The organism is Leifsonia sp. 71-9, from assembly GCF_001898805.1.
GTDB lineage: Bacteria > Actinomycetota > Actinomycetes > Actinomycetales > Microbacteriaceae > Leifsonia.
Map to the genome: position 1 here is coordinate 176506 of NZ_MKVJ01000021.1, position 13389 is coordinate 189894.

Annotated in this window: 9 protein-coding genes; 7 read left to right on the forward strand and 2 right to left on the reverse strand. The window is 71.8% G+C overall.

The window, feature by feature from the left end; all coding sequences use genetic code 11:
• Positions 1-248: 248 nt before the first annotated feature.
• Positions 249-1271: a LacI family DNA-binding transcriptional regulator gene (locus BGO91_RS17410; protein ID WP_290473997.1), complete on the reverse strand. Its 1023-nt coding sequence runs from the start codon at positions 1269-1271 to the stop codon at positions 249-251.
• 217 nt (positions 1272-1488) lie between these two features.
• Between BGO91_RS17410 and BGO91_RS17415 the strand changes: the two genes are divergently transcribed.
• Positions 1489-2808: an MFS transporter gene (locus tag BGO91_RS17415; protein ID WP_290473998.1), complete on the forward strand. Its 1320-nt coding sequence runs from the start codon at positions 1489-1491 to the stop codon at positions 2806-2808.
• 13 nt (positions 2809-2821) lie between these two features.
• Positions 2822-5272 (forward strand): glycoside hydrolase family 3 C-terminal domain-containing protein, encoded by a 2451-nt coding sequence (locus tag BGO91_RS17420; protein ID WP_290473999.1) that lies wholly within the window; start codon positions 2822-2824, stop codon positions 5270-5272.
• A gap of 57 nt (positions 5273-5329) precedes the next feature.
• Here BGO91_RS17420 and BGO91_RS17425 read toward each other — a convergent pair whose 3' ends face one another.
• The gene (locus BGO91_RS17425) at positions 5330-6037 is read right to left on the reverse strand and encodes a TetR/AcrR family transcriptional regulator C-terminal domain-containing protein (RefSeq protein WP_290474000.1); all 708 of its coding nucleotides are present in this window, start codon (positions 6035-6037) and stop codon (positions 5330-5332) included.
• 129 nt (positions 6038-6166) lie between these two features.
• On the opposite strand from BGO91_RS17425, the gene BGO91_RS17430 reads away from it, so the two are divergent.
• The 5 genes from BGO91_RS17430 to BGO91_RS17450 all read left to right on the forward strand — a co-directional run bounded on the left by BGO91_RS17430 (position 6167) and on the right by BGO91_RS17450 (position 13314).
• Positions 6167-7774 carry an amidohydrolase gene (locus tag BGO91_RS17430; protein ID WP_290474001.1) on the forward strand — a complete coding sequence of 536 codons (1608 nt, stop codon included), beginning with the start codon at positions 6167-6169 and terminating at the stop codon, positions 7772-7774.
• Between the two features lie 139 nt (positions 7775-7913).
• Positions 7914-9293 (forward strand): APC family permease, encoded by a 1380-nt coding sequence (locus BGO91_RS17435; RefSeq protein ID WP_290474002.1) that lies wholly within the window; start codon positions 7914-7916, stop codon positions 9291-9293.
• A gap of 482 nt (positions 9294-9775) precedes the next feature.
• The gene (locus tag BGO91_RS17440) at positions 9776-10909 is read left to right on the forward strand and encodes a methyltransferase (RefSeq protein ID WP_290474003.1); all 1134 of its coding nucleotides are present in this window, start codon (positions 9776-9778) and stop codon (positions 10907-10909) included.
• Between the two features lie 158 nt (positions 10910-11067).
• Positions 11068-11694 (forward strand): GNAT family N-acetyltransferase, encoded by a 627-nt coding sequence (locus tag BGO91_RS17445; protein WP_290474004.1) that lies wholly within the window; start codon positions 11068-11070, stop codon positions 11692-11694.
• Positions 11695-11814: 120 nt separating this feature from the next.
• Complete coding sequence (locus tag BGO91_RS17450; RefSeq protein ID WP_290474005.1) at positions 11815-13314, forward strand: APC family permease; 1500 nt, start codon at positions 11815-11817, stop codon at positions 13312-13314.
• Positions 13315-13389: the final 75 nt, after the last annotated feature.

Here is a 13389-nt window from a genome sequence, read left to right on the forward strand (position 1 = left end):
GCGCGAGCAGGGTCAGCGCCACGAGCGCCAGCGCCTGCGTCACGATCACGGCGATGACGGTCGGGCGCGCGCGGAAGCGCCAGGCGCGTCGGACGAACCGCCAGGCCGGGTAGGCGCAGACGATCGCGAGCGCCAGGCTCAGCCAGGCGAGAATCCCCATTCCTCCACCCTATGTGCACGGCCCGGCGCGTCCCCGCGGCGACAGGAGGGCGCAGGTGAAAAGTCGCCCGAAGCGGGTGAGAGTCGGCTCAGACCGCGGGGGCGGCGGTCGACTCCCGGACGCTCACCCGAACCGGTGGCGCATCCACGCGCTCGACGCGCCCGCCGGACCGCATGGTCGCGTAGGCCTCGACCAGGTCGGCCGCGAGCTCGTCGGCGTCGAACGCGACCGTCGTCAGCCGCGGGATGAAGTCGGCCGAGGCCGCGTGGTCGTCGGCGCCGATGACGGACAGGTCGTCGGGGACGCGCAGCCCCACGTCGGTGAGCGCACGGATCGCGGCGATGGCGAGCCCGTCGTGCGCGGCCACGACGCCGGTCGGGGCCTGCTGGTCGTAGCGCAGCCCCCGCGCCCAGTCGCGCACCGTCGCCGCCGAGCTGGCGGCGTGCGTGATCGCGAGCGTCGCGCCCGCGGCGTCGGCGGCCTCCCGCGCACCCGCCAGCCGCTCGTCGGCCATGGTGGAGGTCGCGGTGGGCATCAGGAAGACGAGTCGCCGGTGGCCCAGCGCGATCAGGTGCTCGGCGGCGGCCTTGCCGAACGGTCGCTGCGGGATGACGAGGGTGGGTGCGTAGGACACCGGCGCCTCGCCGTGCACGATCAGGGCGCGCACGCCCGCGAGCCGCAGCACCTCGGTCGCGACCGCGTCGCAGCGCGCGGCCTCGGCGAGCACGGCCTCCGGCCGCAGCTTCGCCCACAGCTGTGCCGCCTCGGCGCCGGAGGCGGAGACGTCGGCGTGCCGGAGCGCGTCCGTCCCGTCGTCGACGGTGCGCGCCAGCAGTGCCTGGAGGGTGCGCTCGACCGTCGCGCCGTGATCGGCGGCGGAGGCGGCGACCACCAGGCCGGCCACGGCCTCCCCGCTCGCCAGCGACCGGGCCGCCGTGTTCGGCGTGTAGCCGAGCAGGCGGGCCGCTTCGAGCACGCGGTGCCGGGTGTCGTCGGAGACGCGCGAGTTCGGCTTGTCGTTGAGCACGAACGAGACGGTCGCGCGCGAGACGCCCGCCGCGAGCGCCACGTCGGCGCTCGTCGGGGCTTTGACGACCTGGGGTGTGAACATGCTGGGTTCAGTCTAGGTCGGAGCCGACAGGAGGTTACGCGTGTAATCAAAAACCGACCGATGGCTTGTATTCGGGCGCGGGGGTGGTTTATGGTTACGCGTGTTAGCACGCAACGACGCCTGCTCCTGAAAGGACTCCCCCGTGACACCGACGTCTGACGATCTCCCCGAAGGTCCCCGCCCGGTCCAGCCGACCGTCCCCTCCAACCTCACCGGCGTGCCGGACAGCGCCGCGCTCGGCTCGACGCTCACCACCGCCGGCTCCCCGTTCTCCGCCGCCCCCACCACGGCCACCTCCGCCCAGCGCCCCGAGAAGGTGAAGGTGCGCGGACCTCTGCTCAAGCTGATGATCTCGATGCTGGTCGCCAACTTCTCGATTTTCGCGATCTGGGGTGCGGTGCCGGGCATCCTGCTTCCGATCCAGATCGAGGGAATCGTCGGAAGCGCCGACAAGCAGGGGGCGTTCGGACTGGTTTCCGTGATCGGGGCGTTCGCGGCGATGATCGCACAGCCGATCGCCGGGCTCGTCTCCGACCGCACCCGCAGCCGCTTCGGTCGGCGCGCGCCCTGGATGGTCGCCGGAGTCCTTCTCGGTGGCCTCTCGCTGCTCTTCATGGGTGCCTCGAACGGAATCGTGCAACTCGCGGTCGCCTGGGTCATGGTGCAGATCTGCTTCAACTTCGCTCAGGGGCCGCTGAGTGCCATCCTCCCCGACCGAGTGCCGAGCGGTGCTCGTGGCACGTTCGCATCCTTCTCGGGATTCGGCCTGATGCTGGGCTCGCTCGGAGGGTCCATCATCGCGTCTCGCTTCATCGGTGCCATCCCCGCCGGGTATCTGACCTTCGCCGGTATCGCGCTCGTGGTGATCGTGCTGTTTGTCGTGTTGAATCCCGACAAATCGACGAAGAGCGCGCCGAAGCCGGCGTTCGATGTCGTCGTGTTCCTGAGGACGTTCTGGGTCAGCCCGCGCAAGCACCCCGACTTCTTCTGGGGCTTCACCGGGCGTCTGCTGCTCTACGCCGGGTACTTCATGGTGACGGGATACCAGCTGTACATTCTTCAGGACTACATCGGGCTCGGTGCACAAGGAGCGGGCAACTTCGTCCCGATCATGAGTCTCGTGAGCCTGGTCGCGATCCTCATTGCAACGGTGATCGGCGGTCCGCTCTCCGATAAGCTCGGGCGCCGAAAGATCGTCGTCATCGTCGCCGGTGTGGTGCTCGCCGTCTCGTTGGTCTTCCCTTGGATCATGCCGACCACCACCGGGATGCTCATCTTCGCTTTCGTTTCCGGGCTCGGCTTCGGTGCCTACCAATCCGTCGATACGGCCTTGATGAGCGAGGTGCTCCCGTCGAAAGACGACTTCGCCAAGGATCTGGGCGTGCTCAATATCGCAGCCACCCTGCCGCAAACCCTTGCTCCCGGCTTGGCCACTCTCATCTTCCTGGTGTTCGGCTATGTCGGTCTCTTCCCCATCGGTATCGTGATCGCGCTGCTGGGCGCGTTCGCCGTCCTGCCGATCAAGTCCGTCCGCTAGGAGCTCCGCAACCATGACCGACACCATCACCACCGAGGACGTCATCGCGGGCCTCCTCGGCTCCCTCTCGCTCGAGCAGAAGGTGCGCCTGCTCACAGGCGCCTCGTTCTGGACGCTGCACGACGAGCCGCAGATCGGCCTCGGCACGATCGTGGTCTCCGACGGGCCCGCGGGCATCCGCGGCCAGGTCTGGGACGAGCGCGACGCGTCCGCCAACCTCCCGTCGCCGACCGCGCTCGCCGCCTCCTGGGACGTCGAGCGGGTCTACCGGCTGGGGCAGCTGATCGCCGCGGAGGCGCGTCGCAAGGGCGTCGGCGTCGCCCTCGGCCCGACCGTGAACATCCAGCGCTCGCCCCGCGGCGGCCGCCACTTCGAGGCGTTCAGCGAGGACCCGTGGCTCTCGGGCGTCGTCGGCACGGCCTACGTGCAGGGCGTGCAGTCGGGCGGGGTCGGCGCGACGCCGAAGCACTTCGTCGCCAACGACAGCGAGACCGACCGCATGACGGTCGACGTGCAGGTCGACGAGCGCACACTGCGGGAGGTGTACCTCGCCCCGTTCGAGCGGATGGTCGTCGAGGGCGGCGCCTGGCTCGTCATGTCGTCGTACAACTCGGTCAACGGGGTCACCATGACGGAGAACGAGCTGCTGAGCTCACCGCTGAAGGACGAGTGGGGTTTCGACGGCGTCGTCGTCTCCGACTGGATGGGCGTGCGCGACACGATCGCCGCCGCCGCCTCGTCGCAGGACCTCGCGATGCCCGGCCCGCAGGGCGTGTGGGGCGACGCGCTGGTCGAGGCGGTCCGGGCCGGCTCGGTCGCCGAGAGCGCCGTGGACGAGAAGGTGCGCCGCATTCTCCGCCTCGCCGGCCGTCTCGGCGCGCTCGACGGGGTGGAGGCCGCCACGCCGCTCGCCGAGCCCTGGCCGCAGGAGAGCGTGGACGCGCTGCTCCGCGAGGCCGCGGCCGACGGGATGGTGCTGGTGCGCAACGAGGGCGGTCTGCTGCCGCTCGCGGCGGACGGCTCGGTGGCGGTCATCGGGCAGCACGCCCGCGTCGCGCGCAGCCAGGGCGGCGGTTCGGCCACCGTCTTCCCGCAGCACGTCGTCACTCCGCTCGACGGGATCGAGGAGGCGTTCGGCGCCGACCGCGTGCGGTTCGCGCCGGGGGCGAAGTCGACCGAGAGCGTCCTCCCCCTCGACGCCCGCGTCGCGGTCGACCCCGTCACCGGCGAGCCGGGCGTGCACGTGCGGTTCCTGGACGCGGACGGCGGCGTCGTGCTCGACGAGCACCGCCTCTCCGGCCGCCTGACCTGGCTCGGCGACCCCGTGCTCGGCGAGACCGCCGTGGTCGAGGCGACCGCGACCTTCACCGCCCCGGAGGACGGCGAGTACGCGGTCGGCTTCGCCGGCCTCGGCCTGTTCCGGTTCGAGGTCGACGGCGAGCTGAAGAGCGACGGCCTGTTCTTCCCCGACGGCACGGACCCGTTCATGGCGTTCCTCAACCCGCCCAAGCAGTCGTTCCCGGTGCAGCTCACGGCCGGGCAGACCGTGGAGCTGCGGCTCGAGCACCGCCCGCAGATGCAGGCCGGCCTCGCGGCCGTCATGTTCACCTTCGGCTACGAGGAGCCCTTCGCCGACCCGGAGGCCGAGCTGGAGCGGGCGGTCGCGCTCGCCGCGGAGTCCGAGACCGCGATCGTCGTCGTGGGCACGACCGAGACGCTGGAGTCGGAGGGCTTCGACCGCGCCGGCCTCAGCCTCCCGGACGGCCAGGACGAGCTGGTCCGGCGCGTGCTCGCGGTCAACCCGCGCACGGTCGTGGTCGTCAACTCGGGCGGCCCGGTGATCCTGCCGTGGCTGAGCGAGGCGCCCGCGGTGCTGCTCACCTGGTTCCCGAGGCAGGAGATGGGAGGCGCCCTGGCGGACGTGCTCACCGGCGCCCGCGAGCCCGGCGGCCGCATCCCCACCACCTGGGCGGCCAGCGAGGACGACGTGCCGGTCTGGCAGGTCGAGCCCGTCGACGGCAAGCTGTTCTACGACGAGAAGCTGAACGTCGGTTACCGCGAATGGGTGCGCCGCGAGCAGCTCGGCGGCCCGGCCCCGGCCATCCCGTTCGGCCACGGTCTCGGCTACACCGAGTGGGAGCTCGGCGACACCGCCGTCGACGGCCTGACGGTCAGCATCCCGGTGACCAACACCGGCGACCGCGCGGGCAAGCAGGTCGTGCAGGCCTACCTGTCGCGCGTCTCCGCGTCGGAGATCGAGCGCCCCGTCCTGTGGCTCGCCGGCTACGCCGTCGTGCACGCGCAGCCGGGGGAGACCGTGACCGCGACGATCACGGTCGAGCCGCGCAGCCTGCAGCACTGGTCGGTCGACGACCACGCCTGGCGCACCGAGCCGGGCACCTACGCGCTCCAGCTCGGCACCTCGGTCGCCGCGCTCGGCGCTCCGGTGGAGTTCACCGTCTAGCGTCCGTCTGGTCGTCGCAACACGCCGTCTCCGCACCTGCGGAGGCGGCGTGTTGCGTCAGGTGGATGCGGTGCCCGGCCCGCCCAGCTGCGCAAACCGGGCGCGCAGGCCGTCGAGCACGGCGTGCAGACCGACCGCGAAGGCGCCGTCGGCGGGAGGCGCGTCACCGACCGCGGCGGCGCGCGCCCGGTAGGCGGCGGCGAACGCCGGGACCTCCTCCTCGGCTCCCGCGGGATCGAACATATCGCCCGGGGCCACGGCGTCGAGGGCCGAGCCGAGGATGAAGGACTCGACCGCGACGATCGTCGGCAGCACCTCCGCCGCCGGCCAGCCTGCCGCGAGCATCGCGGCGACCACGGCGTCGTACATCCGCATCGTGCGCTTCGCCCCGCGCAGCGGCATCGTCGCGAGCATGGCGATGGTCGGGGGATGCCCGGCGAACGCGACGCGGTACGAGTACGCCCAGTGGAGCATCGCCCGGTCCCACGGCTCGGTCGCGAAGGCGCTGACGTCGATCCGGTCGCTGATCAGCTCCCGGATGCCCGCGATCACGTCCTCCTTGCCGTCCACGTGGTTGTAGAGGGCGCTGGGCCGCACGCGCAGGGCCTGGGCGAGGCGCGCCATCGTGAAGCCCTCCGAGCCGCTCTCGTCGAGCAGCCGGAGCGCGGCCTCCGCGATCAGGTCGCGGGTGAGCACGGTGGTGGTCGGCCGGCCGACGCGACGGGCCGGCCGGTCGGCCCGGGTGTCGTTCTGAGCCTCGGGCACGTTCACACCCTAACGCCCGGCCCGCCGACGAATTCTCCTCTTGCTCTTCCCCTCGCGGGGATCGTGCCCTAGTCTCTGACGAAATAAAAGAACGCCGTTCATTTAGCGGCGGTGGACTTCGGAGGTGCGATGGGCGCGACCGTCTTCGTCAACGGGACGATCCTCTCCGGCTACCGTGCGGACGCACGGGCGTCGGAGGCCGCGGCGGTGGTCGACGGCGTGGTCGTCGCGACCGGTGCCGAGGCCCTGGCGCTGCGGGGCACCGCGGACGAGGTGGTCGATCTGGCCGGCGGCGTGCTGGCCCCGGCGTTCGGCGACGGCCACGCCCATCCGCTCCAGGGCGGCCTCGAGAAGCTCGGCCCGCAGGTGCGGGCGTGCGGGAGCGTCGCCGAGATCGTCGCCTGCGTGAAGGAGTGGGCGGACGCGCATCCCGAGCAGGAGTGGATCTACGGCGGCAGCTACGACGCGACCCTCGCCCCCGAGGGGATGTTCGACGCCCGCTGGCTCGACGAGGCCGTGCCCGACCGCCCGGTCGTGCTGCGCGCCTGGGACTACCACACGGTGTGGGTCAACTCGGAGGCGCTGCGCCGGGCGCGCATCGACGCCGATACCCCGGAGCCTCCGCTCGGCCGCATCCCGCGCCGCCCGGACGGCACCCCGCTCGGCATCCTGCAGGAGCCCGGCGCCGTCGACCTGCTGCTGCCGGTCGAGCCCGGCCGCTCGCACGAGGACCGCGTGGAGGCGCTGCGCCTGGCGACCGCCGAGTACGCCGGCCTCGGCATCGCCTGGATCCAGGACGCCTGGGTCGAGCCGGCCGAGGTGGAGGCGTACCTGACCGCCGCCGAGCGCGGCCTGCTCTCCACCCGGGTCAACCTCGCCCTGCGCGCCGACCCGTTCCGCTGGCGCGACCAGGTACCCGGGTTCGTGGAGGCCCGCCGCCGGGTCGAGGAGCTGGGCGACCCGCTCCTCAGCGCCGCCACGGTCAAGGTCTTCGTCGACGGCGTGGTGGAGAACCACACCGCGGCGATGCTCGCCGACTACACCGACATCCCGGGCGACCGCGGCCTCCCGAACTGGGACGCCGCCCAGCTGGCCGAGGCCGCCGCCACCTTCGACCGCCTCGGCTTCCAGCTGCACCTGCACGCGATCGGCGACGCCGCCTGCCGCACCGCCCTCGACGTCTTCGAGCACGTCGAGGGCACGAACGGCCCACGCGACCGTCGCCCCGTCATCGCGCACGTGCAGCTCGCCGACCCCGCCGACCTGCCGCGCTTCGCCGCGCTCGGCGTCACCGCGAACTTCGAGCCGCTGTGGGCGCAGCTCGACCCGATGATGCTCGACCTCACGCTCCCGCGCCTGGGGCCCGAGCGCGAGCAGCTGCAGTACCCCATCCGCACGCTGCAGGAGAGCGCCCACATCTCCTTCGGCAGCGACTGGCCGGTCAGCGACAACGACTGGCGGCCCGGGATCGCCACCGCGGTCACCCGGCAGACCCCGGCACGCGTGCCCGACGCGGGATGGACCCCCGCCGAGCGCATCGCGTTGCCCGACGCGCTGGAGGCGTACTCCTCCGGCGTCGCCCGCCAGGCCTTCGCCGAGGCGACCCGCGGCGAGCTCGTCGTCGGCACCGCACCCGACCTGGTGTGGCTCGACCGCGACCCCCACGCGGGCGACCCGCACGACCTGCGCTCGGTGCGCGTGCTCGGCGCCTGGGTCGCCGGAGGGCGCCGGGCCTGAACCGCATCTGTTCCGTCCCGTTCCCTGCCGTTCTATCCCTCCCGTTCCGTCCCCTCCCGTTCCGTCCCCTCCCGTTCCGTCCCTCCGACCCCCAGCACGAACCCGAATGCACCACTCGACGTAGAGAGGCCCGCACCACATGACCACGACAGACCTGCCCGTCCAGCCCCGCCTGAAGCGGGCGCTTGGGCCGACCGCCCTCATCCTGTTCGGGCTCACCTATCTGGCGCCCGTCACCGTCTTCACGACGTACGGCATCGTCACGGAGTCCACGGACAACCACCTGCCGTCCGCCTACGTGGTCGCCCTGGTCGCGATGCTCTTCACGGCGCTCAGCTACGGCGCGATGGCGCGGGCCTTCCCCGTCTCGGGATCGGCGTACACGTACACGCAGCAGTCGTTCGGCGGCCATGTCGGCTTCCTCACCGGCTGGACGCTGATGCTCGACTACCTCTTCCTCCCGATGATCAACTTCCTGCTCATCGGCCTGTACCTGAACACGCAGTTCCCCGAGGTGCCGCAGTGGGTGTTCGCGCTCGCGTCGCTGCTGCTCGTGCTGCTGTTCAACGTGCTCGGCATCACCCTGGTCAACAAGCTCAACATCGCCATCGTCGCGCTCTCCGTGCTGCTCGTCGTCGTCTTCGCCGTGCTCGCCATCAAGGAGCTCGCCACCAACCCGTCGTCCGACACCCCGAGCCTGATCGAGCCGTTCCTCCCCGGATCCGGCGGCCTCGGCCCGGTCTTCGCCGGCGCCGCGGTGCTCGCCCTGTCGTTCCTCGGCTTCGACGCGGTCTCCACCCTGTCGGAGGAGGCCAAGAACCCCAAGCGCGACATCCCGCGCGCCATCATGCTCACCACCCTCATCGGCGGCGCCATCTTCATCGTCGTGTCGTGGCTCGGCGCACTGGTCTTCCCCGACTGGCACGACTTCGCCAACGTCGACTCGGCGGGCGTCGACCTGATGGCCAAGGTCGGCGGCACCTTCCTGACCTCCTTCTTCGTCGCCGTGTACGTCGTCGGCGCGTTCGGCTCCGGGATGACGACCCAGGTCAGCGTCTCGCGCATCATCTACTCGATGGGCCGCGACAAGGTGCTGCCCGGGATCTTCGGAAAGCTGCACTCGCGCTTCCACACCCCCTGGGTCGCCGCGATCGCCGTCTCGATCGTCTCCCTGCTGTCGCTCGTGCTCACCCTCGACGTCGCCGCCACGATGATCTCGTTCGGCGCGCTCGCCGCGTTCTCGATGGTGAACCTCTCGGTCATCCGCCACCACCTCTTCCCGAAGGGCGGCCGCGGCAAGCCGTCGGCCGGCGAGTGGCTCCGGTACGGTCTGCTCCCCGCGATCGGCTTCCTGCTCACCGTCTGGCTCTGGACCTCCCTCACCGCCACCACCTTCATCGTCGGCCTCTCGTGGGTCGCCCTCGGCGTCATCTACCTCGCCGTGCTGACCCGCGGCTTCCGCCGCAAGCCCCCGATGATGGACTTCTCCGAGCGCGAGGCCGTCCCCGCCGAGGCCTGACCGGCGGCCACCACCCCCGAACCCCGGCCCCACCCCGGCCGCCTCCGGAACTCCGGTGATCTCCACCGTCGCCCCCTCAATCGCCGTCCGAACGGCGAACTGAGCGGCGTGCCGGTTCGGGTCTCCGGAGTTCCGGAGGCGCCACGCCGCGCGCCGGCGCCCGGCGCCGTGGCACCGGAACTCCGGCGTCGGCCGACGCCGCGCCGGTTGGTTCGCCGTAAGTCCGGTGACTCGGAGGTGGTGGCGGTGGTTCGCCGGAATTCCGGCGTCGGTGGACGCCGCGCCGGTTGGTTCGCCGTAAGTCCGGTGACTTGGAGGTGGTGGCGGTGGTTCGCCGGAATTCCGGCGTCGGCGGACGCCGCGCCGCTTGGGTCGCCGGAGTTCCGGTGGGCAGGGTGTCATGGCGGCGGAACGCCGGGGCTCCGGCCCGGCCCGGCCCGGTCCGGGCCGGGCCGGGCAGCGGGTCTGCTTGACTGGGAGGCATGTTCCCGTACGAGCTGCTGCGCCGCCGGCCCGATGTGGAGGCGCCGAACCTGTTCGCCGCCGACGCGGCGGACCGGCTGCTCGCCGACACGGCCGGCGACGCGGTGCTCCGCCCGGGGCTCGTCGTGATCGGCGACGCCTACGGCGCGCTCACCCTGGCCGCGGCCGAGCGCGGCGCCCGCGGCATCCGCGTGCACCAGGATCCGCTGACCGGCGAGCGCGCGCTCGACGCCAACGCCGCCGACCTCGGCCCCGACCTCGCCCTACCGAGCGACGGCGTCTTCACCCACCACGCGCTCGACGAGTCGCTCGTCCGCGGCGCGACGACCGTGCTGCTGCGGCTGCCGCGCAGTCTCGAGGCGCTCGCCGAGATCGCGGCCCTCATCGCCGAGCACGCGCGCCCGGAGGTGCAGGTCTTCGCCGGCGGGATGCTCAAGCACATGAGCGTCGCGATGAACGGCGTGCTCGGCGAGGTGTTCGGCTCGGTGCAGGTGTCGCTCGCACGGCAGAAGGCGCGCGTGCTCACCGCGACGGAACCGCATCCCGCCGCCGCGATCGTGCTCGGCCGCTGGCCGGAACGCGCGTTCGACGACGAGACCGGCCTCTGGGTGTGCGCGCACGGCGCGGCCTTCGCGGGGGCGTCCGTCGACATCGGCACGCGCTTTCTCCTGAGCGTGCTGCCGCAGGCGGTCCCGGAGGCGCGCACGGCCATCGACCTCGGCTGCGGAACGGGCCTGCTCGCCTCCGCGCTCGCCGGCGCCCGCCCGGGGCTGCGGGTCATCGCCAGCGACCAGTCCGCCGCCGCCGTCGCGTCGGCGCGAGCGACCGCCGCGGCCAACCACGTCGGCGACCGGGTGACCGTGGTCCGGGATGACGGTCTCGCCTCCCAGCCCGACGCCACCGCCGACCTCGTGGTGCTCAACCCGCCGTTCCACATCGGCGGGGCCGTGCACACCGGTGCGGCGCATCGGATGTTCGCCGACGCGGCCCGCGTGCTCGTGCCCGGTGGCGAGCTCTGGGCCGTGTGGAACTCCCACCTGGGCTACCGTGCCGCGCTCGAGCGGACCGTCGGCCCGACCCGGCAGATCGCCCGCAACGCCAAGTTCACCGTGACGGCGTCGCGGCGGCCGTAGCACGCCCCACCACACCGCTGCATGCCGCCTATGGGCGGCTTCGAGCCTTCACACCGCTCCCGCTCCTCCTGGCAGCCCATTGCTATCCACGCGGCCATAGCCTCTCCCTGAGACCGGGGAATCGGGAGACCGGGGGAGCGGGACGGGACGGGAGCGAGATGGCACTGGCGATTCACCGGCCGCGCGTGCTGCGCGGCCCCGCCCTCGACGACCCCGTGATCGCCCCGGTGCTCGGCACCGACCGCCTCCTGCTGCGTCCGTACCGGGCGGGGGATGTCGTGGACTGGCTCGCGATCGAAGCCGACGAGCCGGTGCGCTCGGGCCTCGGCTGGCCGGTGCGCACCGAGCGGCAAGCGCTGGACCACTTCCGCGCGCGCCTGCACCACACCACGCTCAGCCAGGCCGACGACTTCCTCGCGCTCGCCGTGGAGCTCGACGACCACGTGATCGGCGACGTCTCCCTGCACCTGCGCACCATCGCGGTGGAGACGCGGAGCGTCGAGATCGGCTGGCTGCAGCGGTCGGACCGCTGGGGGCACGGCTACGCCACGGAGGCGGCGGAGGCGGCCCTCGACCTCGCGTTCGGGCGGCTGGGAGCGGTGATCGTGACCGCCGTGATCGATCGCGCCAACGAGCGGTCCGCGCGGCTGGCCCTGCGGCTCGGCTTCCGGCTCGCGGGTGCGACGGCCACCCGGACGACCTGGCTGCTCTCGCGGGCGGAGCATCCGGAAGCGACGACCGGATTCGATGGTCGCGTGGCCGATCGGCGACGATTTCCTCAGTAGGTGAGAGAACTCACAACCGGATCCGCATCACTTTTCTCTTGTGCACCCGACCCCTGGTTGCTAACGTCCCCCTATCGCATCGCCGCGACGGCCGCACCAGCGACACAGCCAGGGAGAGTGATGACCCAGACGAATTCCCGGCCGGCCTCCGCCGACCAGAACGGCGCTCCGAGCGCCCACCACAAGCTGCAGGCCGACGGGGTCAGCCGAGCAGGCTCCATCGTGATGGCCGTCGCGGGCAGCGCCCCGGCCTACTCCATCGCCGCCACCACGGCCACGCTCGTCGGGGCCGCCGGCCTGGGCGCGCCGGCCGCCCTGCTCTGGTGCGGCATCCCGATGCTCGGGATCGCGTGGGCCTTCCTCTACCTGGGCCGCATCGACGTGAACGCGGGGGCCACGTACTCGTGGGTTGCCCGGGCGCTGCATCCCGTGCTCGGCTTCCTCTCCGGCTGGGCGCTGGTGGTGTCGGCCACGATCTTCATGGTCGCGGGAGCCCTCCCCGCCGGGGCGATGACCGTCACGCTCTTCGCTCCGGAGGCGGCGGGCAACGTCCCGCTCATCACCGCGGTCGGCGCGGTGTGGTTCCTCGTCATGGCCGCCTGCGTGCTCTTCGGCGTGCACGTGACGGCGCGGGCGCAGTGGATCATGTCGGTGATCGAGGTGAGCATCCTGGTGCTGTTCGCGATCCTGATGATCGTGCGGGCCGCCACGTCGCCGCACGCCGGCCCGGACTTCTCGTGGGACTGGCTCGGCTTCGCGCACCTGACCGGCCCGGGCGTCTTCGTCGCCTCCGCCCTGATCGCGGCCTTCTACTTCTGGGGCTGGGACGTCAGCGCCAACCTCAACGAGGAGACCAAGGACGGCCACAAGAGCGCGGGGTCGGCCGGCATCATCGGCGTCGTCATCGTCTTCCTGCTCTTCGAGGTCTTCACCATCGCGACGCTGGTCATGCTGCCGCAGAAGACGATCGAGGCGAACAGCGCCAACATCCTCTCGGTGCTGGGGGATGCGGTGTGGCCGGGCATCGGCGGCAAGATCCTGGTCGTCGCGGTGGCGCTGTCGACCGTCGCGACGCTCGAGACCACGCTCATCCAGGTGACCCGCACCCTGTTCTCGATGGGACGCGACCACACGATCCCGTCGGCCTTCGGACGCATCCACCCGAAGTGGCGCACGCCCGCCTTCGCCACCCTCATCGTCGTCGGCGTCTCGGTCGTGCTGTTCCTGGGCTCCAACTTCCTCGGCAGCGTCGGCGACATCATGAACAACGCCATCCTGTCGATCGGCCTGCAGATCGCCTTCTACTACACGCTCGCGGGTGTCGCCGTGGTCGTCGCGTACCGCAAGGTGCTGTTCAAATCGGTGAAGAACTTCCTGCTGATCGGGCTGTGGCCGGCGATCGGCGCCGTGTTCATGGGCGTGATGTTCATCGCCTCCATCCCGAACAACGACCCGATCGTGAACCTGCTCGGAATCGGGCTGATCGTCCTCGGGATCCTGCCGCTGGCGCTCTTCTACCGCAAGGCGAAGGGCTACTACACGCGGCGTCCGCTGGAGCTGCCGGACGAGCTGGACGCGACGGCACCCGCCGGCATCGACGACCGCGACCCCGCCGCCTGAGGCCGACCCGGTCGCTGCGGGCGCGACTGCGGTCCCGCGGTACGTCTGCGCCGGGTCGTGCCGCGGCAGACGTAC

Bases quoted from the DNA above. Each gene is read 5' to 3' on its own strand.
- BGO91_RS17410 (WP_290473997.1), bottom strand. From the start codon at position 1,271: ATGTTCACACCCCAGGTCGTCAAAGCCCCGACGAGCGCCGACGTGGCG.
- BGO91_RS17435 (WP_290474002.1), top strand. From the start codon at position 7,914: ATGACCACGACAGACCTGCCCGTCCAGCCCCGCCTGAAGCGGGCGCTT.
- BGO91_RS17445 (WP_290474004.1), top strand. From the start codon at position 11,068: ATGGCACTGGCGATTCACCGGCCGCGCGTGCTGCGCGGCCCCGCCCTC.
- BGO91_RS17430 (WP_290474001.1), top strand. From the start codon at position 6,167: ATGGGCGCGACCGTCTTCGTCAACGGGACGATCCTCTCCGGCTACCGT.
- BGO91_RS17450 (WP_290474005.1), top strand. From the start codon at position 11,815: ATGACCCAGACGAATTCCCGGCCGGCCTCCGCCGACCAGAACGGCGCT.
- BGO91_RS17440 (WP_290474003.1), top strand. From the start codon at position 9,776: ATGTTCCCGTACGAGCTGCTGCGCCGCCGGCCCGATGTGGAGGCGCCG.
- BGO91_RS17420 (WP_290473999.1), top strand. From the start codon at position 2,822: ATGACCGACACCATCACCACCGAGGACGTCATCGCGGGCCTCCTCGGC.